Origin of the sequence: Kibdelosporangium phytohabitans, assembly GCF_001302585.1 — a bacterium.
Taxonomy (GTDB): Bacteria; Actinomycetota; Actinomycetes; order Mycobacteriales; family Pseudonocardiaceae; genus Kibdelosporangium; species Kibdelosporangium phytohabitans.
On record NZ_CP012752.1, the window covers coordinates 3854705 to 3873812 of the forward strand.

General features: G+C 69.4%; 23 protein-coding genes. 12 read left to right on the forward strand and 11 right to left on the reverse strand.

The genetic code is table 11. The features are described from left to right. Positions 1–84: 84 nt before the first annotated feature. From AOZ06_RS17735 to AOZ06_RS17750, 4 genes are read left to right on the forward strand one after another with little or no spacing between them, the layout of a single operon-like run. Positions 85–1065 carry an ABC transporter substrate-binding protein gene (locus tag AOZ06_RS17735; RefSeq protein WP_083471762.1) on the forward strand — a complete coding sequence of 327 codons (981 nt, stop codon included), beginning with the start codon at positions 85–87 and terminating at the stop codon, positions 1063–1065. Then, on the forward strand, positions 1062–2006 hold the full coding sequence (locus tag AOZ06_RS17740; protein ID WP_225954804.1) for a FecCD family ABC transporter permease: 945 nt from the start codon (positions 1062–1064) through the stop codon (positions 2004–2006). Before AOZ06_RS17735 ends, AOZ06_RS17740 begins: the two co-directional genes overlap by 4 nt. Further along, complete coding sequence (locus AOZ06_RS17745) at positions 2003–2962, forward strand: FecCD family ABC transporter permease (protein ID WP_054290419.1); 960 nt, start codon at positions 2003–2005, stop codon at positions 2960–2962. Before AOZ06_RS17740 ends, AOZ06_RS17745 begins: the two co-directional genes overlap by 4 nt. Next, positions 2959–3738: an ABC transporter ATP-binding protein gene (locus AOZ06_RS17750; protein WP_054290420.1), complete on the forward strand. Its 780-nt coding sequence runs from the start codon at positions 2959–2961 to the stop codon at positions 3736–3738. The genes AOZ06_RS17745 and AOZ06_RS17750 overlap by 4 nt, the downstream gene beginning before the upstream one ends. On the opposite strand, the gene AOZ06_RS17755 is transcribed toward AOZ06_RS17750, so the two are convergent. The 5 genes from AOZ06_RS17755 to amiA all read right to left on the reverse strand — a co-directional run bounded on the left by AOZ06_RS17755 (position 3717) and on the right by amiA (position 8120). Continuing rightward, positions 3717–4478 carry a sugar phosphate isomerase/epimerase family protein gene (locus AOZ06_RS17755; protein ID WP_054290421.1) on the reverse strand — a complete coding sequence of 254 codons (762 nt, stop codon included), beginning with the start codon at positions 4476–4478 and terminating at the stop codon, positions 3717–3719. The two genes, AOZ06_RS17750 and AOZ06_RS17755, sit on opposite strands and share 22 nt — an antisense overlap. Positions 4479–4493: 15 nt before the next feature. Next, entirely contained in the window at positions 4494–5816 is a 1323-nt protein-coding gene (locus AOZ06_RS17760) for a YcaO-like family protein (protein ID WP_054290422.1), read from the reverse strand. Continuing rightward, entirely contained in the window at positions 5813–7162 is a 1350-nt protein-coding gene (locus tag AOZ06_RS17765) for a CocE/NonD family hydrolase (protein WP_054290423.1), read from the reverse strand. Before AOZ06_RS17765 ends, AOZ06_RS17760 begins: the two co-directional genes overlap by 4 nt. Next, positions 7150–7944 carry a hypothetical protein gene (locus AOZ06_RS17770; protein WP_054290424.1) on the reverse strand — a complete coding sequence of 265 codons (795 nt, stop codon included), beginning with the start codon at positions 7942–7944 and terminating at the stop codon, positions 7150–7152. The genes AOZ06_RS17765 and AOZ06_RS17770 overlap by 13 nt, the downstream gene beginning before the upstream one ends. A 68-nt stretch (positions 7945–8012) precedes the next feature. Continuing rightward, the gene (gene amiA / locus AOZ06_RS61075) at positions 8013–8120 is read right to left on the reverse strand and encodes a streptamidine family RiPP (protein WP_241270789.1); all 108 of its coding nucleotides are present in this window, start codon (positions 8118–8120) and stop codon (positions 8013–8015) included. A 149-nt stretch (positions 8121–8269) separates the two neighbouring features. On the opposite strand from amiA, the gene AOZ06_RS17775 reads away from it, so the two are divergent. From AOZ06_RS17775 to AOZ06_RS17785, 3 genes are read left to right on the forward strand one after another with little or no spacing between them, the layout of a single operon-like run. Further along, positions 8270–9463: an MFS transporter gene (locus AOZ06_RS17775; RefSeq protein WP_054290425.1), complete on the forward strand. Its 1194-nt coding sequence runs from the start codon at positions 8270–8272 to the stop codon at positions 9461–9463. Then, the gene (locus AOZ06_RS17780; protein ID WP_054290426.1) at positions 9460–10149 is read left to right on the forward strand and encodes a SagB family peptide dehydrogenase; all 690 of its coding nucleotides are present in this window, start codon (positions 9460–9462) and stop codon (positions 10147–10149) included. Before AOZ06_RS17775 ends, AOZ06_RS17780 begins: the two co-directional genes overlap by 4 nt. A 45-nt stretch (positions 10150–10194) precedes the next feature. Further along, positions 10195–10593, forward strand: coding sequence for a ChaB family protein (locus AOZ06_RS17785; RefSeq protein WP_054290427.1), 399 nt, complete (start codon positions 10195–10197; stop codon positions 10591–10593). Positions 10594–10953: 360 nt separating this feature from the next. Here the strand turns inward: AOZ06_RS17785 and AOZ06_RS17790 are convergent, their stop codons facing one another. Further along, positions 10954–11757: a TIGR02452 family protein gene (locus AOZ06_RS17790; protein ID WP_054290428.1), complete on the reverse strand. Its 804-nt coding sequence runs from the start codon at positions 11755–11757 to the stop codon at positions 10954–10956. Positions 11758–11864: 107 nt separating this feature from the next. On the opposite strand from AOZ06_RS17790, the gene AOZ06_RS58380 reads away from it, so the two are divergent. Then, positions 11865–12629 (forward strand): hypothetical protein, encoded by a 765-nt coding sequence (locus AOZ06_RS58380; RefSeq protein ID WP_179950826.1) that lies wholly within the window; start codon positions 11865–11867, stop codon positions 12627–12629. Positions 12630–12664: 35 nt separating this feature from the next. Beyond that, positions 12665–13444 carry a thioesterase family protein gene (locus tag AOZ06_RS17800; RefSeq protein ID WP_054290429.1) on the forward strand — a complete coding sequence of 260 codons (780 nt, stop codon included), beginning with the start codon at positions 12665–12667 and terminating at the stop codon, positions 13442–13444. Here AOZ06_RS17800 and AOZ06_RS17805 read toward each other — a convergent pair. After that, positions 13434–13853: a DUF6640 family protein gene (locus tag AOZ06_RS17805; RefSeq protein WP_063810370.1), complete on the reverse strand. Its 420-nt coding sequence runs from the start codon at positions 13851–13853 to the stop codon at positions 13434–13436. The two genes, AOZ06_RS17800 and AOZ06_RS17805, sit on opposite strands and share 11 nt — an antisense overlap. A 124-nt stretch (positions 13854–13977) precedes the next feature. Between AOZ06_RS17805 and AOZ06_RS17810 the strand changes: the two genes are divergently transcribed. Further along, on the forward strand, positions 13978–14469 hold the full coding sequence (locus tag AOZ06_RS17810; protein WP_054290431.1) for an ester cyclase: 492 nt from the start codon (positions 13978–13980) through the stop codon (positions 14467–14469). 3 nt (positions 14470–14472) lie between these two features. On the opposite strand, the gene AOZ06_RS17815 is transcribed toward AOZ06_RS17810, so the two are convergent. Next, a complete protein-coding gene (locus AOZ06_RS17815) occupies positions 14473–15324 on the reverse strand; it encodes an aminoglycoside 6-adenylyltransferase (protein WP_054290432.1) in 852 nt (283 codons plus the stop codon). 9 nt (positions 15325–15333) lie between these two features. Further along, the gene (locus AOZ06_RS17820) at positions 15334–15912 is read right to left on the reverse strand and encodes a CGNR zinc finger domain-containing protein (RefSeq protein ID WP_054296715.1); all 579 of its coding nucleotides are present in this window, start codon (positions 15910–15912) and stop codon (positions 15334–15336) included. Positions 15913–15968: 56 nt separating this feature from the next. On the opposite strand from AOZ06_RS17820, the gene AOZ06_RS17825 reads away from it, so the two are divergent. Continuing rightward, positions 15969–16652 (forward strand): AzlC family ABC transporter permease, encoded by a 684-nt coding sequence (locus AOZ06_RS17825; RefSeq protein WP_054290433.1) that lies wholly within the window; start codon positions 15969–15971, stop codon positions 16650–16652. Continuing rightward, complete coding sequence (locus tag AOZ06_RS17830) at positions 16649–16957, forward strand: AzlD domain-containing protein (protein ID WP_054290434.1); 309 nt, start codon at positions 16649–16651, stop codon at positions 16955–16957. The genes AOZ06_RS17825 and AOZ06_RS17830 overlap by 4 nt, the downstream gene beginning before the upstream one ends. Positions 16958–16959: 2 nt before the next feature. Here AOZ06_RS17830 and AOZ06_RS17835 read toward each other — a convergent pair whose 3' ends face one another. Together AOZ06_RS17835 and AOZ06_RS17840 are read right to left on the reverse strand one after the other, a co-directional pair. Further along, positions 16960–17988: a Gfo/Idh/MocA family oxidoreductase gene (locus tag AOZ06_RS17835; protein WP_054290435.1), complete on the reverse strand. Its 1029-nt coding sequence runs from the start codon at positions 17986–17988 to the stop codon at positions 16960–16962. Between the two features lie 199 nt (positions 17989–18187). Continuing rightward, positions 18188–19033, reverse strand: coding sequence for an S-methyl-5'-thioadenosine phosphorylase (locus tag AOZ06_RS17840; protein WP_054290436.1), 846 nt, complete (start codon positions 19031–19033; stop codon positions 18188–18190). Between the last annotated feature and the right edge of the window lie 75 nt (positions 19034–19108).

Consider the following 19108-nt stretch of genomic DNA (forward strand, 5'->3'; position numbering starts at 1 on the left):
GGATGTCTGGTTCCCCTGGAGCTTGACCGAGCCACTACTGAACACGATAATGACGATCGTTTCCAACTAAGGTGAGGTTCGATCGTGAAGCGAGTGGCCCTGTTAGCCGTTGGTCTGCTGATCGCGGGGTGCTCGGCGCCCGTCGCGCAGAGCGGGCCCGCCGACCAGCGCACGGACGTCCCGGTCATCGACCGGGCAGTGCGCCCGCTGAGCGCCGGCCTCACGGTCACCGTCGCGGGCCGCGAGCTGAAACTGCCCAAGGCGCCGGAGCGGATCGTCTGCCTCAACGGACTCTGCGACGACGTGCTCACCGAGCTGGACATCCTGCCCGCCGCGACGAGCAACCCCACCCTGCTGGCGCACCCCGCGCTGCTGGGCGAGCGCGGCTCCGCGGTCCCGGTCGTCAAGGGCAGCTTCGGGTCCGAGGACGTCGAGAGCATCAGTGCGCTGCGCCCGGATCTGGTGATCGGCCTGCCGGGCGTGCACGACCCGCTGCGCCCGGCGATCGAGAAGTTCGCGCCGCTGTGGCTGGTGGAACCGGCCACCTGGCAGGAGTCGCTGGAGTCCCTGCGAGCCCTCGGGGCGCTCACCGGCCGTACGGACGCCGCCGTGCGCGCCGAACAGCGCTTCCGTGACAAGCTCGCCTCCGCTGTCACCGCGACGCACCAGAACGGCCAAGCGAAGCGGAAAGTGCTGCTGATGTACGGCAGCGCGGACTCGATCGGCGTGGACACCAGCCAGTCCCTCAAAGGCGACCTGCTCGGCCAGCTGTTCACGTATCCCTTCCCCGCCAAGGGCGCGGACACAGCGACCGCGAGCAACTACAGCGTCGAAGAGCTGCTGGCCAAGCAACCTGACGTCGTGTTCGTGTACTCCCTGCTGTTCTCCGACAAGGACCGGACGCTGAGCGCACAACTCGCGGACAACCCGGTGTGGCGCCGCATCCCCGCTGTCCAGCAAGGACACGTCTACGAGACGCACGCCAAGCTGTGGGGATCCGGCCGCGGCACGCGCAGTCTCACCGCGGTGGTCGACGAGGCCGTCGCCAAGGTCCCCGCCAATTGACCCGTTGGGTGTGGGCCGCGGTCGCTCTGCTGCTGGTCCTGGGCTCACTCATGCTGGGTACGCCGTTCGTCGGGATCAACCGGCTCTTCGTGGCGTCTGGGATCGAGAACGTCGTCGTGGTGGAACTACGGGCGCCGAGGCTGCTGCTGGGTCTGCTGGCGGGCGGGGCGCTGGGCGTCGCGGGGCTGATGCTCCAGGAGTCGCTGCGCAACCCGCTGGCGGTGCCCGAGCTCCTCGGTGTGTCCGGGGGTTCGGCTGCCGCGGTCACCATCTGCGTCGTCTTCGGACTGAACGTCCCCGGGGCGCCTTTGCTGCCCGCTCTGGTCGGTGCGGCTGCCGGCGCGGCGCTGACGCTCCTGGCCGTACGCGGCGCGGTCGGCCCCGAGGCCACGCTGTTGGTCGGTGCGGCCGTGAGTGCCGCGTTGCAGGCGGTCCTGCTGGCTGCCGCGGCCCTCGCCGACTCGCGTGACCAGGGTGTGCTGATCCGGTACCTGCTGGGGTCCTTGACCGGGACGGATTGGGCCGATGTGCTGGTCGTGGGGGGTGGGCTGGCGGTACTCGCGCCCGTGTCGGTGCTGTGCCTGCCTGCGTTGAAGGTGTTGCGGCTGGGTGACGAGACCGCCGCGTCCACCGGGTTGAACGCCGGTCGTGCCAGAGTTCTCGTGCTTACGGTCGCCTGTCTGCTCATTGCCGTGGTGGTGGGGTTCTGCGGGCCGATCGCGTGGATCGGGTTCCTCGCGCCGCAACTGGCGCGTCTGGTGTGCACCGCGACGGCGGTGTGGTCCATGGTGTTCGGGGCGTTGCTCGTCGCCGCGGCTGACTTGGCCGCGCGGACAGTGCTGTACCCGGTCGAATTACCGGTCGGCGGCCTGACCGCGGCCATCGGTGTCACAGTGGGAGTTCTTGTGGTGTTGCGCAGGCGAAAGCGTGTGGGCGTATGAGATGGCTTGTGGTGTTGGCCGTGGTCACGGCTGTGCTGGCGTTCGTCCAGTTGCTCACCGGGTCCTCGATGTCGCCGGTGGAGGCGTTGACGGCGTTGTTCGACGGTAACAAGATCATCATCGAGTTGCGGGTCCCGCGTGTCCTCGTCGGCCTGGGTGCCGGAGCGTGCCTCGGAGTCGCGGGCATGATCCTGCAGTCGACGTTGCGCAATCCGCTGGCGTCACCGGAGGTCACGGGCGTCGGCTCAGGCGCGATCCTGGGCGCGGTGGTCGCCGCGACCCTCGGCGGGGACTTCTCGTCGCCGGTCGGGATGCTCGTCGTGGCCCTGCTCGGCGGCTTGCTGGGCGGGGGAGTGCTCTGGCTGGTGGCATCGGTGGGCGGAGCGGATCCCCTGCGGCTCGCCGTGATCGGCATCCTGCTGTCCGCCGTGCTGTCCGGGTTGACGCTGATCCTGCTGACCGCGCGTCCCCAGCTGGCGGGCGCGATGAGCAGATGGCTGGTCGGCAGCCTGAACGGGCGGAGCTGGGAGCACTGGTCGGCGCTGTGGCCGTGTCTCGTCGCAGGGCTTGGCGGTGCGGTGCTGGTGACGGCTGTTCTCAGTGTGCTCGCGGTTGACGACGACCACGCCAAAGCCGTGGGCGTGGCAGTCGTTCCGTGGCGGATCGTCGTGCTGATGTTGGCTGTGCTGACCACGTCGGCGGCTGCCGCGTCGACAGGAGCGTTGGTGTTCGTCGGTTTGCTGGCGCCCCACGCGGCCCGCGCGCTGGTCGGCAGTGATCAACGGATCGCGCTGCCGGTTGCCGCTGTCGTCGGCGCGGCGACGGTGTCGGCCGCCGACATCGTGGCGCAGAACGCGAATCTGCCCGCCGGTGCGATCACGGCGGTGGCAGGCGCGGTGGTGATGGTGCGGGTGGCGAAACGGACGTCCACGGCGGCGGTGGGAGGAGCTCGATGATCGACGCGGTGGGCATCACGGTTCGCTTCGGCGCGAATACCGTGCTGGACAAGGTTTCAGTCGCGGTGCAGCAGGGCAGCTGGCTTGCTCTGGTCGGCCGCAACGGATGCGGCAAGTCGACGTTGCTGCGGGTACTCGCCGGTTTGCACGCCCCCGCAGGCGGTACTGTCGCGATCCAAGGCAAGTCGTTGACCGCGCTGTCCCGCAGGGAGATCGCGCGCCGGGTGGCGGTTCTGTCCCAGTCGATGCCGCCGGTCGGCGCGATGACGGTCAGACAGCTTGTGCGGCAAGGACGATACGCCGTGCGCGGACCGCTGGGCATGCTGGCCGACGGACAGGACAAAGCCGAGCACACGGCGTTGGCTGACACGGCGATGCTGGACCTGGCTGACGCGCAGGTGGATCGCCTGTCCGGTGGTGAACGGCAGCGGGCGAGGCTGGCGTTGGCGTTGGCGCAGGACGCGCCCGTGCTGTTGCTGGACGAACCGACGACCTACCTGGACGTGCGGCACCAGCTAGAAGTGCTGGAGCTGGTACGCCGGTTGCAGCGGGAACGCGGGCTCACGGTGGTCACCGTGCTGCACGACCTCAGCCAGGCCGCGAGGTACGCCGACCGGATCGTCGCGTTGCGCGACGGCGTGGTGCACACCCACGGGCCGGCCGATGAGGTCGTCGACGCCGAACTGCTGCACTCGGTGTTCGGCGTGCGAGGACGGGTGTGGCGGGACGACCTCACCGGAAAGCCGATGTGCTCCTACGACACGGCCGCGAGCTGACGCAACGTCCCGGCGTCGCGGACCAGCGCGTCGACGTCGTCGTCCGGCACGAACTCGAGCAGCACCTCGACGGTGTCCTTCATGGACAGGAGCTCGAAGACCGGGCGCCAGAGGTCCTCGCGCGCACCCAGCGCAAGCCGCTCGGTGTACCCGTCGGGTCCCCACGAGAACGCGTGCACCGAGGCCAACGCCGGCAACAGGGCACGGACTTCGGCCAGGCACTGGCCGACGATCGGGGATTCCCGCGGCTGCCAGTGCGCCACCAGGCCGGCCGAGCCGGCCTCGGCGTACATCGCCAGCGCGGAGTCGATGTCGTCGGTCAGCGATTCCACGTGGTACTCGACCGTGACCGGGATCCCCTGCTGCCCGGCGAGGTCGGCACACCGCCGGAGCGCGGACGTGACCTCGGCGCGGTAGTGCGGGCCCGCGTCCGCGGACGCCCGGGTGCCCGCCCAGACCCGGATCCGCCGCGCGCCGAGCTCCACAGCGGTCCGGACCAGACCGGCGAACTCGCCCGGGTCGCTCTCGCCCGGCTTGTGGTACGAACCGTACGTACCCACCGCGAGCCCGTTGTCGTCACAGAGTTTGCGCGCCTGGCTCGCCGCGGTGAGGTCGCCGGCGGGGACGTGGATGTCGCCGCCCCACTCCACGACACCCAGTCCGGCGCCGGCGGCGATGGCGGCCACGTCAGCGGCGGACTTGTGCCGCAGGGTCACCGATGCCAGTCCAACTTCGATCATGCCAAGCCCTTCTTGCTACAGGAACGGTGGTGGAACCAGGACGAGGCCGTCGTCCCAGCCGCGGGACTGGGCGACCTGCTGCCAGCGCGGCAGCCCCAGGTACCGGAACGCGGCGGGCGCGTTGGGAACCAGGCCGGTCGCGCACACGCGGATCACCCGCAGCGGTGTTTCCGCCACATCCGGGCTGGTCAGGTCGAAGGTGGCGATCCGGTTGCCCGCGAGGCCCGCCGTGAGCGCGGCCAGGTCACCGGTCGGCAGCTCAGCGGCGTCGATCCGGGACGACGGACGCGTGAACCGGTGCAGCCACTGCTCCTGAACCGCCGGGTCCAGCCAGATCTGCACCTGGGCGCCGAGATCACGGACACGCCGGAAGTTCTCGCCCGCGTCGGCGAGGTAACCGCGGTCGTCCCGGTGCGGCAGGTAGAGCCCTTCGGCGAGCACCCCGGCGTCGATCGCCTGGAACACCCACCCCGACTTGTCGAGCAGCCCGAGTGTGAACACCCACGTGTGCACGGCTTCCAGAACCGCCTTGGTGCAGGCTTGCACCGGGTCGAACCGGGCTGCCCCGCCACCGCCGACAATCCCGGTCTCCGGGTCGATCACCACAGCCGCGACCACCGCAACCGGGTGTTCACTGGGCAGTTGCACGAGGTGGACCTGCAGCCGTGAACCCGCGAGCCGTTCGGGCAGACCGGGAACCGACGCGATGTCGATGCCCGTCGTCGGGGCGCCCAGGTGCCACCAGAGTTCGAGCGCGTCCCGTTCGACGAGCTCAAGCAGGCCCCGCTCGAAGGCGTCGTCCGCACCGACCCCGGTGGCGATGCCCGCGTAGTTCAGGTGATGCAGCCGCGGTTGCTTGCGCCGGGCACTGGTGTGGTAGTTCAGGTACACCCAGGACGCGGGCGCGTAACACGGTTCGCCGTCCTCGGTTCCCTGTGCCCAGGTCAGTTCCAGGTCGTCGTCGAAGAACCGGTACGGGAAGCGTTCCACCTCGTACTGCCAGTCGGCGAAGAACGGCAGGTCGCCGGGCCCGAAGACCCTGTGGCCTGCCGCGGCCAGTTCCCGCGCCGCGGCGACGCGCAGACCTGGTGGCACCCGGTTGCCGCAGTAGCGTTCCACGGCTTCGCCCAGCGCCGCGGCCCGTGCGGTCCGGACGTCGCCGAAGCTCGTGCCGAGGCTGACCCGGTCGGCCGGCCACGCCCCGAGCCTGCGGGCGTCGGCGACCTCCGCGGTCACCCCGAGGTAGCTCGACGGCATGCCCGGTACGGGTTCGACGTCGACGAGCCGCCGGACGACACCGGTCAGCGGATCGACAAGGGATTCGGTGGTGAGTGTCACGCGGCGATCTCCTCGGCTCGTACGGCGTCCGCGCCCTCCGGCGCCCACGGCAGGACGGCCGTCGCGGCGAGCACTGTTCTGGTGCTGGGCAGTAGTTCGGTTGCGGTGAAAGGGTCCTGGCCGGTGTGCGGGTTTCGGGCGTGCCTCGGCCAGTTGTGCCCGGAGATCTCGATCGTCAGCACGGCGTTCGCCGTGGCCTTGGCGCCGGCCGGTGGGCAGTCCACGGTGAACTTCGTGGCGCCGTCGCGGATTCGGCGTACTCCGTGTCCCAGGTACGTGTCGTCCAGCCATCCGTGCGCGAACCAGTCCGCGTCAGCGCAGTCGGCTTTGGCGTTCAGCTCGACCGTGAGCGGGCCGTGGATCTCGCCCTGCGGGAGCGAAGTACGCAGGATCGCGTAGTTGTGTCCGCGATGGTCCGGGTAGGGCCGATCGGGATCGGCCACGAACCCGGCCCGCTCCACCGCCAGCTCGAACCTGGTCTGTGGCGCGGTCATGACACGCCAATCGCCCTCGTCGGTGACGGCGATCAGTTCCTTGTGCCCTCGCAGCCTGTCGAGCGCGTGAACCCAGTCCAGGTACGCCTTCCCGATCTTGTGGCCCAGCGCTTGGCGTGTGTCCAGCTCGTGTCCCCACGGTCCCATCAACAGTCGCGCGGGCCCGCCCCAAGTGCGTGCGAGGTCGACCGTGTCAGCGGCGAACGGGTCAGCCAGCCCGCCGACAGCGAGCAACGGGAGCCGGGTGTCTTTCATCTCGTTCCACAGTGCGCTGTCTCGCCGTGGCGCCGTCCACAACCGCTGCCAGCCGGGCGACTTCGGGTGAATGTCGCTGACCGGTACCCGTTTGGCGAGTTCACGGGTGTCGCGAGGGGCGCGGGGCAGTCGTGTGTCGCCGTGCTCGGACCACCAGCCGACCCGGCAGGCCAGCCGTGCCGCGCCGCCGGGCTCACGGATGGTCGCGCCCAGACCCAGCGCCGGAACCGCGGCGATGACTCCGCGTACCTTGTCCTGCCGGGCGAGGGCGGCCGTGATCGCGCAATGGGCCGCGTACGAGCCACCGACCGGGAGGACCTGTCCGTCGCAGAAGGGCTGCCGGACGATCCAGTCGACCACCGCGGCGCCGTCGGCTTCTTCGTGGCGGTACGGCTCGAAGTCGCCAGTGGACCCGAAGCGGCCGCGGACATCGCCGATCACGCATGGGAAACCCCGCCTGGCCCAGCCTTCGGCCTCGGCGAAGTGGTTCTGCCTGCCATAGGGCGTGCGGATCAGCACGACCGGACCGGGCGCCGCGGCCTCGACCACGGTCAGCGCGAGGTCCGCGCCAGGCACCGGGCATGTCAGGGTGCGCACGGGGGAACCGGCAGAACGGGGTGATCGCTGATCGCGAATGTGTCCAGGTCCACCACACGCAGGCGCCGTGCCGGCGGAATCGTCTCGGGCACGAACGCGCTTTCGCGGTGTCGTGTGCCGCGTGCCCAGCGTTCCAAGTCCTGCGCCGCCATGGCGCACACGAGCGTGATCTCGGCAGCGGTCAGGTGTTCGTCACCCAGTACCGCTTCCTTGGTGGCACAACTGGTCCAGTACGTTTCGAGGTGTTCGTGGCCGGATCCGGCCGCGGCCAGGCGGCGTGCTCGGACGTCCGCGTGCGGCAGGTCGTCGGCGACGGGTTCGAACAGCACGTGGCGTCCCTCCCGGTACACCCGCTGCCATCCGATTCCCTTGTTGAGCAAGGAGTCGAGGTCACTCCACCACGTCGGAGCCGGGCCGTCGTGCACCGCGCACACGGCGTGCACGTCTGCCGTGTCGCCCGCTGTGACGGGCACTGGGGCCGCGCCTGCTCGGCGGAACTGGGCGGTCAGGACCTGGGCGATCGCCGGTTCGGCGAGGATGCCGATCCTGGCGCGCTCATCCGGCCAGGGGCGGCGCTGCCCGAGGTGTCCCGCTGCGCGGAACGCGGCGAGTTCCGCCGGTGGCCGGCCGTCCCCGGTCAACGCGGCCCGCACGGCGGTGGACGTGTCTTCGTCCAGCGCGAGGTCGAAGAGGTTGCCGTTGGCGTCGCGCAACGCCATTCCGTTGCGCGGGCTGGGGAACAGCGCGGCCCCCGGCCGTAATCCCTCGTTGCCGGACGACATGGGCACCTCTTTCGGTCGCGGTGGGGCGACGGTGCCGCCCGCCCGGGTCGGGCGGCACCGTCTGGAAATCACTCGTCGTTGTCGTCGAACGGGTTCTCGACCAGCGCGTTGCTGTGGCTGGCAGAGTTGTGCGGCAGGGCCCGCTCGGCCTCGACGCTCACAAAGATGTCCTTCATGTGTTGTCACCTCCTCCTCGTCGTTTTCCCTTCCTAGCCAGCCACACATGACAACCATTTTCAACACCTGAAGGGCTGTGACCGTCGCCACAGATGAAAACGGTAACTGTTTTCGTTAGGGTGGGCGGGTGGCATCAGCGGAGACACGAGTGGATCTGAGAACGGATCGGGACTTCCGGCATTACCTCGCCGCTCGTGTCGTGTCGATGACAGGCAGCCTGGTTTCCCTCGTCGCCCTGCCCGTCCTGGTCTACCAGCTGACCGGCTCGCCGGGCTGGACGGCCGCGGTCGCCGCGACGGAAGCGGCGCCGTACCTGCTGTTCGGCCTGCTGGCGGGTGCGCTGGCCGACCGGGTCCGGCGGCGGGAACTGATGGTGCGCCTGGAGGTCGTCACCGGTCTCGCACTGGCCAGCATCCCGATCGCCTGGTACAGCGGTGTGCTGACCGCGACCCAGGTGATCGTCGTCGGGTTCGTCGTGCAGACCTGCTTCGTCTTCTTCGACGCCGCCAACTTCGGCGCCCTGCCCACCCTGGTCGGCAAGCAACGGCTGACTTCCGCCTTCGCCACGCTGTACGCGGCGACCACGTCGATCGAACTGTTCGTGCCCGCACTGGCCGGACTGCTCGTGGCATCGCTGGCGCCCGCGTCGCTGATCACCGTCAACGTGATCACGGCGGTCGCCGCCGCTGCGCTGATCGCGGGCATCCGCGCGCCGCTGTCGCCGCCCGTCCGGACGAAGGCGGACGTCGCCACCGGGCTGAGATTCCTGTGGCAGAACAAGGTTGTGCGGACGCTCACCCTGGTGGGGACGACACACGCCGTGGCCGGTGGCGCCTGGGTGGCGATGCTCGTGCCATGGGCGGACAAAGTGCTGGGCATCGCGCCGTCCGGTGACCTGCGGCTCGCGTTCCTGTTCAGCTGCTGGGGAGTGGGCGGGCTGGCGGCGTCACGGCTCGTGCCGGTGCTGGGCAGGCGGTTCGGTCCCGCTCGCGTGACACTGGGGGCGTTGCCGGCGTCGTTGGCGTGTGGCGCGCTGGTCCTGGCCAGCACCTGTTGGTTCGTGGCCCTGCCCGCGGCGATGTTGTGGGGCGCGGCCCACTCGACGGTCGTGCTCAACGCGATCACGTACCGGCAGCAGGAGATTCCCGCGGAACTGCAGTCCAGGGTCAACACCACGTGCCGGATGCTGTCGTGGGGGATCGGCCAGCCGGTGGGTGCGGCGGTGGCCGGTGCCGTGTCCGTCTGCTGGGGGCCACGCGGCGGGCTCGCCATCGGGCTTTCCGTTCTGGCGCTGGGTGTTGCGGCCGCGTGGATCACGCCGGTGTTGCGGCGCGGCGCATGACGGAGGCGATCGCCCGCGTGCACACGTTCCTCAACGGCCCGCCCGCTGGTTCGTTGGACACGTCGGGCCTGGGTCCGGGAGGCGGGACCGTCCAGCTTCCTGCCCGGCTTCCGCTCGACCTGGGCTTGGGCGACGCGCTGACCCGGCGGCGTTCGGCGTACGACTACGGCACCGGATCTTTGTCCACACAGGACATCGCGACACTGCTGGGGTGGGCCGCGGGTCCGCAGCGGCTGGCCGGCGGGCATCAGTTCTCCATGGCGCCGTCCGCGGGAGGACTGCCGTCGCTGGACGTCTACGCCATCGTGCGCGACGTGGCCGACGTTCCCGCTGGCGTACACCGCTATGACCGCCTGAAAGGGACGCTTTCGGCGTTGCGGCTCGGCGACCCCACACCGGCATTGCGTTCCGTGCTCGGGCAGCCCGAGTTCGCGGACCGTGCCGCGGTCGTCCTCGCGGTGGTCGCCCGCCTGGACGTCACCCTGGCGAAGTACCCGATCCGGCACTACCGCACCCTGCACGTCGACTCCGGGATCATGACGCAGAACCTGTATCTCGTCGCCGCGTCCGCGGGGATCGCGTGCTGTGCCGTGGCCGGTTTCGACGACGCCGCGGTCACCGAACTGCTCGAACTCGGCGAGTCCGCGTTCCCCACCCTGCTGTTCACCGCCGGACCGCACGGTTAAGACCGCCGCGAGCCGGGTATTCCCTGTGACCGGAGGTGGTGGACCATGCCCGGACGGGAGAACCTGCCGAGTACAGTGCGTCGCTCGTCGAAGAAGGCCCAGGACACCTGGGTCAAGACGCACGACTCCGCGATCGAGACCTACGGCGAGGGCGAGCGCGCGTACCGCACGGCCTACTCCGCGTTGAAGCACTCCTTCGAGAAGGTGGGCGACCACTGGGAAGCCAAGGAGAAGCGCGGCCCGTCGGACGAGCAAGCCGAGCGCGGCAGCGCCGAGCAGCCGGCGGAGACCGCGGGTGGGGTGGACGCCAACGCCAGCAAACAGCACCTCTACGACCTGGCCAAGCGCTTGGGCGTACCAGGGCGCTCCAGGATGACCAAGGCGCAGCTGGTGGAGGCGCTGCAGAAGGCCAACGACCGCAAGACCGCCGCCGCACGCTCCTGACCTGCTGTTGTGACGCGGAACAATCTTCGGGTGTCACGTTCTGGCTGCGCGCTGTGTCTCGATGACGACCAGCCAGAACAGCCCGAGGAGGCTTCCTGGGCCGTCCGCACGGAGCCGGACGTCAGCGCGGCACAATCCTCGCCGAATCCGGACAAGCTGTCCAACGCCGAACCTATGCACCTATGGACAATCGGACACTTCCGCGTACGCATCACCCGCTACGAACCGTCTACGTCACGGAGTTGTCGTCGACCGTATCGAGCCCTCGTCACGCCACGAGCAGGACGCACGACCTTCACCGAAGTCAGCGGCGGCACGCGCGTCGTGTGGGCCACCCGCGCTGAGGCCCGGATCCCACCTTCACCAGGGTTGCGTGAACTGCTCGGCGAAGGACGTCAGCGTCGGTGTTCCTGACTGCCGGTCCAGCACAGCGAACACGACCTCGTCGAAGTAGCGGTTGTCGTGCAAGGCGTTCCGGAACGCACGGGCGACCGTGGCGGGATCGTTGCCGAAGACACCGCATCCCCAGGCACCGAGCACGAGCCGCCGGTGTCCATGCACGGAAGCGACCCGCAGCACGCGGGCGGCACGTCGCTCCAGCGCGGCGGGGATCCCGTCGGCGCGTTCGGGCTGGTTGCGGACAACAGCCGTTCTGTTGGGAGCCGCTGCCGTGAGGAATGCGACTGGACAGGGTTCAGGCAGCAGTGTTCCTTTGTCGTTGCGGAACACGGGCACGTCCGGACTGTGCACGACCCGGTCGCTGTAGGTGAGGTCGTCGTCAGCCCGGTGGTGGGTGTAGAAGTCCTTGGCGGCGAGCAGACACGGGTACAGCGCCGAGCCGCGGGCGATGCTTTCCTCCTGTGCCTGTGCTCCATTGAGGAATCCGCCACCGGGATTGCGTGCCGAGGCGAAGACCAGACAGGCGACGGGACCGCCGAGGCGGTGTGCCGCCGCGAGCGTCGACTCGTTGGTCACCTCGACCCCGGGCAACGCGGCCTGCTGCTCGGGCAGGCGCAGCACGTCCTCCGGCGTGTAGAGCCGGGTCGAGGCCACTGCTCGGGCGACCGCGTCGGCGAACATGACTGTGCCCGCCGCGGTCGAATACGAACCGCGATCGCAGATGGCGACGGTGTCACGCGCGATCCCGCGCAGTCGGCTGCTCACGGCTGCGATTGTGGTGTCCCGCCGTCCGGGCGCAACCAGGTTTCGCGCTCGTACCCAGGGCGCTGAGAAGTGCGGATGTGCGGTTTTGTGCGGGCGGATGGCTTACGGTGGTGCCGTACACAGGCGCCGGTGGCCTGTTCTGGGGAAGGCGGGCGATCATGACGTACGGCGGTGGATCGTGGCAGCAACCGGGCTATGCGCCCTATCCCCCTGGTGGGCATGTGGCCGGGCCGCGGGTGAAGGCCGGGGTGCTGGTCGGCGTCACCGTGTGGCGGCTGCTCATCGCCGCTTTCGCCTTCACCGGGTTCGGGGCGGCGGTCGCCGAGATGAACAACCCGTGGCCGGGCCTGAGCCAGCAGGCCAGCCTGCTCGCCGGGGTGGTCTACCTCGGACTCGCGCTGTACCCGTTGTTCACCCGGGGCAGGCGGCATGAGCCGCGGTCGCCGTGGCTGCGCGGGGCCACTGCTGTGTTGCTGCTGCTCGTCGGCGTCACCTTCATGACCATTATGGAGGGTGATCTCGACGAGACGTGGTCGCTGTTCGAGCATCTGCTCACGCCGCTCGCCGTCCTCGTCGACTGGGTCGCCGTCGGCCGCAACCAGGCCGACGCCCGCTGGTGGCATCCGCTGACCTGGGTGGTCTTCCCGCTGGCCTACCTGCTGTACTTCCTCGCGGCGAGCGTGAGCCTCTACGGCGGCTTCCTCGATCCGGACGACAGCGATTTCATCGTCACCGTGCTCGTGTTCCTCGTCGCCGTCGTGGCAACGGGGTATCTGCTCTACGGGATCGCGAAGCTCAAGGGTGCGATCGCCCCGCAGTCCCACCCGGTGCAGGGGTATCCCGTGTACCAGCCGCACGGCTACCGGCGGTGAGGGCAGCGCATTCGCCGTCCGCCTAAGATCCGGACATGGCAGAGACGGCGTTCTACCAGGACCTGGGAGACGGTCGGTACGCGAGCAGCCCGGCGACAGCCGGTCCGTGGAGTCCGCGGACGCAGCACGCCGGGCCGCCGTCCGCGCTGCTCGGGCGGGCGTTGCGGCGCTTCGGCGGCCGGACGGACCTGCGAGTCGCGCGGATCACCTTGGAGATCCCCAAGCCCGTGCCGGTCGGCGAGGTGCGAGTGGACGTTCGCGCCCTGCGTTCCGGCAAGCGGACCGACTTGCTCGAAGGCGAACTGCTGGCCGACGGTGAGCCGGTCATGCTCGCGCGGGCGTGGCGGATGGCACCCAGCCCGGACCACACGCCTGAGGTACGCCGGCAACCGCCACCTCCGGCGGTGCCCGGCCCGCAACCGGACCACGGGCTGTCCGGCGCGCACAACGACGGCTACCTCTCCGCCATCGAGTGGCGGTTCCTCGACGGCGGCACCTTCGACACGCCTGGTCCGGGGGCGGCGTGGGCGCGGCAGCGGATTCCCTTGGTGGAAGGCGAAAAGGACACAGCGCTTTCCCGTGTGCTCACGCTGGCGGACGCGAGCTGGGCCATCGGCTTCGAGATCGACCACCGGCACCAGTTCGTGATCAACACCGACGTGACGGTCGCGTTGCACCGCGATCCGGTGGGGGAGTGGTTCTGCATGCGGACGTCGACCACCACCAGCCCCGGTGGGTCCGGCCTGGCCGTCGGTCAACTGTCCGACGAGAACGGTGACTGCGGCAGGATCATGCAGACGGTGTTCATCGGCTAGGTCTCTCGCCGTGGGCGGACAGCCTGTATCCGGCCACGGCGAGCACCATGAAAACCCCAGCCAGCACCAGGTTGAGCGGAACACCCAGCAGGCGGCCGACTTCACCCGGGTACTCCTCGACGCTGGTGCCGGGCACGAACAGCGGCACGAAGAAAGCGCCCCACACCACCACCGGCACCGCCGCCGCGACCCGCAGACCTGTGGCCGGGTCCGGCGAACGCCGCCACACGAGCCACAGCCCGGCGATCGACACGCCGATCCCGACCGCCAGCAGCATGACCGCGTGGAAGCGCGCGTGCGGCGGCCAGTCCGGGTTGAACACGTGACTGTCGTTGAAGTCGGCTACCGCCGGCCCCAGCATCGTGGCGGCCAGGGCGACAGTCAGGACGATCTTTCCCGCACGCACCATGCCGACGACCATAGCGGTAAGGTCCACATTGAACGCGGTGTTCACCTTTGCCGTTGTCACGCAACAGATGTCACCGGGCTGCTAGCCTCACGGCCGGTGACGCCGACGAAACCGGGGTGGCGAGATGGTGGACGAACAACTGCGGGCCAGGCGCGAGAAGCTCGTGCTCGACCACTTCGCCGACGAGGTCAAACAGGACTTCGACAGCGCGTTGTCCACGTTCCCGCACCCGCGGTACGAGCTGATCCCGACCGGTGTCGTGCACGACGGGGAAGCGGCTGTGCGCGGCTACTACCACGCCACCCGCACCGCCTTCCCCGACCAGCGGCACGAGATGATCAAGCTGCGGCACGCGGACGACGCGGTGATCTGCGAGTTCCACCTGCTGGGCACGCAACGCGGCCCGTACGGCGCGATCCCGCCGACCGGTCGTCCCTTCAAAGTTCGGATGACCGCGTTCTTCCTGTTCGAGGGGGACGAGCTGGTCTGCGAACGGATCTACTACGACTCGCTGTCCATCCTCAAGCAGCTGCTGGCCGGTGTCACCTGGAAGCGCCCGTCGAGCTTGTTGCTGTTGCCGAAGGTGTTGCGCGGAGCGCGCAAGGAACTCGGCTGAGCCTCAGTCCTCCCGGTACACGGCGTCGACGTGCGCCAGGACGCGGTCGTGCAGGTCCAGCACCGGCAACGAAAGGGTTTTGCCTGTCCGTGCCGCGATGTCCGCGTAGAGGTCGGCGGTGGCTCGCAGTGCCCGGATGATGTCGTCGGCGTCGTAACGGGCGAACGTCGCCGGTATCCGTGAGTGGTCCGGGCCGAGCCATTCGGCCATGTGATGGCCGTTGTGCCACGTGTCGACGGGTTCGCCGGACCGGGTGCCCGCGTACCACTCGAGCATCGTCAGCAACAGCTCGCGCGTCTCGGCCAGCCTGCTCGTCGCCGGCCACAGGTCGCCGCGCTTGGCGTAGACCGGGACCTGGGTGGTTTCGAACCAGAACTCCCGCTGGTTCACCTCGAAGCCCTCGGCGTCCGGTGCCTCGCGCTCCGGTGGCGTGGGGTCCGAAGGGGACAGATCGGCGGTGATTCCCGTGTTGTCCAGGTGAACCACGTATCCGCGCCCGTACAGCTCGTCGAGGCCGTGCTCCTTCATCGCGGCCAGGCGCTCGGGTCCGGCCAGCGTGAAGTCGGCCTTGCGGCCGTCGGCGAAGACCACGAGGCACGTCGGCCAGCCGGGCCCGTCCTCGTCGTCCTCGTTGTCGAGGTGGATGCTGACGAGCGTCGGGGCGATGTCCGCCAGCCACTCGTCCCGCCCCGCCAGCAGCGGCGCGCCCGGCCCGATCAGTTCGATGTCGAGGTCGGACAAGGCGTCGACGCGCTGGCCGCGAGCTCGTGAGCCCGTCTGCACCACGGCGTCGATGCCCTCGCAGGACGTGGCGAAGCCGAGGACGCGGGCGAGGAGGAATCGCGGGTCTTCCACGGCACCAGGTTAGGGATTTCCCACGTCGGCCGCATCGGAATTGCCCCTGGAGCGCCGGTAGTGCCTGCGGGCCCGTTCCCGGTTGCCGCAGTCCTTGGAACTGCACCACTGCCGGGAGCGGTTGCGGGTGCGGTCGATGAACAGCCAGCCACAGCCCGGACCCGAGCACTCGCCCACCAACGCGGCATCGGGTGACGTGAGCAGTTCGTCCGCGGCGATGGTCAGCGCGGGCACGACGTCGTCCGGCCGCTCGACGGGGACGGTCCACCGCAACGGCAGGGACGGCTCGGCCACGGCCTGCCGTCGCGCGGCCGTGAGGTACTTGCCGAATCGGGCGACGTCGGCCTGTTCGGGCGCGACCAACAGCCGGTACACGGTCTCGCGTAGCCCGGTCAAGGCCGTGACCAGCTCGGGGGTGACCGCGCCGTGGGGCGTCATGCCCGTTTTCGTGAGCCACTGCGGCAGGAAATCCGGCAGGTCGAGCCGGTCGACCAGTCTGGCGGGCGCGAGCCGCCACGACACCGTGTTGACCAGGTCAAGCGCGATGTGACCGCCGAGGAAGTCGTACCCGTGCCAACTGTCCGTCACGATCACCGAGTGTAACCTAACAAGCTAAACTGTGCTTAGGGTGTTAGCCTACCGATATGGCAACGACCGAAAGCGGATACGCGGCCGGCATACGAGTCGGTCTGGGGCTGGGCGTGCCGACGTTCGTCATGGCGATCACGTTCGGCGCCATGGCGCACGCACTGGGCTGGGGGATCCTGGCGCCGGTGGCCTGCTCACTGCTGGTGTTCTCCGGATCGGCGCAGTTCGCGATGGTTACGGCACTCGCGGGCGGCGGCGGGATCGGGCTGGCCGTCGGCGCGGCGGCGATGATCAACGCGCGGTTCCTGCCGATGGGGATCGCGGTCGCCGGGGACCTGAAAGGCGGCCGTCTGCGGCGGGCGCTGGAGGGGCAGGCGGTCGTCGACGCCTCATGGGCGGCGGCCCATCAGGGCAACGGCGAGTACGACCGCGAGAAGATGTTCGCGGCGACGCTCGTGCAACTACCGGCCTGGGTGCTCGGCACGCTGCTCGGCGCGCTCACCGCGCCGTCCGACGAGATCATCCACCGGTTCGGGCTCGACGTGGTGTTCCCGGCTTTCTTCCTGGTACTGCTGATCGACGAGATACGCGGCTCGGCCAGGGCCCGGCTGGTCGCCGCGAGCGCGGCGGTGCTGGCCGCGGTGCTGACGCTGGTCGTCCCCATCGGCCTGGCGATCATCGGGTCGGGCGGCGCCGCGCTGATCGGCCTGCGGGCCGGTTCGGCGGTGACCGCCAAATGAGTCCACTGTGGATAGCGATCCTGCTCGTCGCGGCCGTCAGCTTCACCATCAAGGCGGCGGGGCCTGCGTTGCTGGGCAACCGCCCGCTGCCGGCGCAGGCGACCGCGGTGATCGCGTTGCTCGCACCCGCACTCCTCGCGGGCATCGTCGTCACCGATTTCGCGGGCCCGTCATGGGCGGAGGCGGACTGGACGGTCGCGGCCGGACTGTCCACCGCCGCGATCACCTACCTGTTGCGCGCACCGGTTCTCGTCTGCGTGGCCGCCGCTGTCGCCGCCACCGCCTTGCTCAGGGTGTTCGTCTGAGGTCAGCCGACGCGGCTGGGCGCGGGGTCAGCGCTTGCCCGCGTCGACGGCATGACCGGCTCGGCGCAGATGTTCTTGGCCACCGACAGCAGTTGCACGACCTCGGCGGCGAACGTGAAGCCCTTGGCGTGCTCGACGGCCGCGTGGAACTTGCGGTACGCCTGGGTCATCCACTCGGTCATCGAGTCGTCCCTGATGACCTCGTGGGTGCGCACACCGTTGGTGCTCAACGTCAACTGCGAATAGTCGTCGTCATCGCTCACCGCGAAGTGCCCGACCGCCAGGCCGTTCTCGAAGTGCATGGTGATCCGCCGCTCACGCACCGGGGAGGTCAGATCCGAGCTGATCTCGGTCCGTGCGCCGAGGTTGTGCCGCAGCCCGACGCAGGCGCCGCCCATCCTGGGGACGACCACGTCGCCGACCGCGAGGTCGTAGCCGGACGCGTGGGTCACGCGGGCCGCGCCCACGAGCCGCAGTGCGAGCGCGATTCCGTGCGGCAGTTCGACGTCGAACGCCGTCGGGTGGTCCGGTGACTTCAGCGAACGCCGGAAACGCGGTTCGTTCTGCGCGATGGCGATGGACTTGAGCGCACCGAACTTGCCGTGCCGGATCACTTCGCCCAGCCTCCCGGTGAGCGTGCTCGTCAGCCACGGTTCGACGACCTCGATGTGCAGGGCGTGTTTCCGGCGCAGCCTGATGATGCGGGCGAGGTCGTCGTTGTCGGCCGCGAGCGGCTTTTCCACGATCAGCTTGCGGAATCCGAGTTCGGCTAGTTCGGCGATCACCTGGAATCGTTCGGTCGGCGGTGTGCAGATATGCGTGACTGTGGTCGCGGGGTCGAGGATGCCGGACGCCTCGCGCACGCTGCGCACCACGCGCAGGCCGGGGCGTCCGGTCATGTCCACCTGGGGGTCACAGGCGACGATGTCCGTGTCGTCGAAGAGGTGCGCGACGCCCGCGCGCGCCTTGGCCAGTACCGGGAGGTGCAGGCCCGCTCCGGCACGCCCCAGCCCAACGACGAGTGACCGCACTGTTCCAGCCCCGCATTCCGCTCCGGGATCGAATGGAGAATCCAATCGCCGACATTAGTGAGGCCCCTCTCGCGGTCGTCAACATCCACGCGCTGTCTTGACCAGGAAGAGTGAACCGATTCACTGACCGGTTCTCGTCAGCCGGGATCGGTGACGTCCGCGGAATTGTGGACAAACACACGACAGAAAATTGTCGGCGTCATCCGGCACGGAAGGGCCCGCCCGGCAGCGGAAGGCTCGGGACCACCCCGTCGAGAGCTTGGCCGCACGTGCAGTTCTGGTCCGCCGGCAGTTCGTCGATCGTGCGGAACACCAGCTCGCGCAACCGTCCGATGTTGCGTGCGAACGTCTCGAAGACGCCCGTCTGGGTGACCGACTCGCCCGCGTCGACCCCGGCGTCGACGTCGGTGACGAGCGCGATCGGCGTGTAGCACTGGGCGAGTTCCCTGGCGAGCACGGCTTCCGGCATGCCCGTCATGTTCACCACGGTCCACCCTGCGGCCGCGTACCACTGGGATTCCGCACGGCTGGAGAAACGCGGCCCCTGGATGACGACCATCGTGCCGCCCAGCCTCGGCGGATCACCGAGCGCCGCGCCTGCCTTGTCCACCGCCGCACAACCGACCGGGCAATACGGGTCGGCGAACGAGACGTGCACGGCCCCGTGGTCGTAGAAAGTGCTTACGCGTCCCTGCGTCCGGTCCACGACCTGGTCGGGGACGAGGATGCTGCCGGGCCCGATCGCCGGGTCGAGCGAGCCGACCGCGCACGGCGCCAGCACCTGCCTGACCCCGAGCTGTCGCAACGCCCACAGGTTCGCCCGGTAGTTGATCCGGTGCGCCGGGACACTGTGGCCGGAACCGTGGCGTGGCAGGAAAGCCACCCGGCGGCCGTGCACCTCGCCGATGGTGACCGCGCCCGACGGAGACCCGTACGGGGTCGTGAGGGGCACCGTCTCGGCGTTGTCGAACAGCTCGTAGAAACCGCTGCCGCCGATCACCCCGATCGCGGCGGTGCTGTCCGGCAGTGCTTGCGACAGAGTCATTCCACCCTCCGTTCGGCGAAGGCGTGCCCGGTCGATTCCACCACTGCCGCGTGCGCGGCGACCACTCCGTCCATG

What these genes read in the sequence shown, in the direction of transcription:
- AOZ06_RS17825 (WP_054290433.1), top strand. Translation starts at nt 15,969, where the DNA reads ATGGCAACGACCGAAAGCGGATACGCGGCCGGCATACGAGTCGGTCTG.
- AOZ06_RS17780 (WP_054290426.1), top strand. Translation starts at nt 9,460, where the DNA reads ATGACGGAGGCGATCGCCCGCGTGCACACGTTCCTCAACGGCCCGCCC.
- AOZ06_RS17770 (WP_054290424.1), bottom strand. Translation starts at nt 7,944, where the DNA reads ATGTCGTCCGGCAACGAGGGATTACGGCCGGGGGCCGCGCTGTTCCCC.
- amiA (WP_241270789.1), bottom strand. Translation starts at nt 8,120, where the DNA reads ATGAAGGACATCTTTGTGAGCGTCGAGGCCGAGCGGGCCCTGCCGCAC.
- AOZ06_RS17810 (WP_054290431.1), top strand. Translation starts at nt 13,978, where the DNA reads ATGGTGGACGAACAACTGCGGGCCAGGCGCGAGAAGCTCGTGCTCGAC.
- AOZ06_RS17785 (WP_054290427.1), top strand. Translation starts at nt 10,195, where the DNA reads ATGCCCGGACGGGAGAACCTGCCGAGTACAGTGCGTCGCTCGTCGAAG.
- AOZ06_RS17805 (WP_063810370.1), bottom strand. Translation starts at nt 13,853, where the DNA reads ATGGTGCGTGCGGGAAAGATCGTCCTGACTGTCGCCCTGGCCGCCACG.
- AOZ06_RS17750 (WP_054290420.1), top strand. Translation starts at nt 2,959, where the DNA reads ATGATCGACGCGGTGGGCATCACGGTTCGCTTCGGCGCGAATACCGTG.
- AOZ06_RS17755 (WP_054290421.1), bottom strand. Translation starts at nt 4,478, where the DNA reads ATGATCGAAGTTGGACTGGCATCGGTGACCCTGCGGCACAAGTCCGCC.
- AOZ06_RS17840 (WP_054290436.1), bottom strand. Translation starts at nt 19,033, where the DNA reads ATGACTCTGTCGCAAGCACTGCCGGACAGCACCGCCGCGATCGGGGTG.
- AOZ06_RS17830 (WP_054290434.1), top strand. Translation starts at nt 16,649, where the DNA reads ATGAGTCCACTGTGGATAGCGATCCTGCTCGTCGCGGCCGTCAGCTTC.
- AOZ06_RS17745 (WP_054290419.1), top strand. Translation starts at nt 2,003, where the DNA reads ATGAGATGGCTTGTGGTGTTGGCCGTGGTCACGGCTGTGCTGGCGTTC.
- AOZ06_RS17800 (WP_054290429.1), top strand. Translation starts at nt 12,665, where the DNA reads ATGGCAGAGACGGCGTTCTACCAGGACCTGGGAGACGGTCGGTACGCG.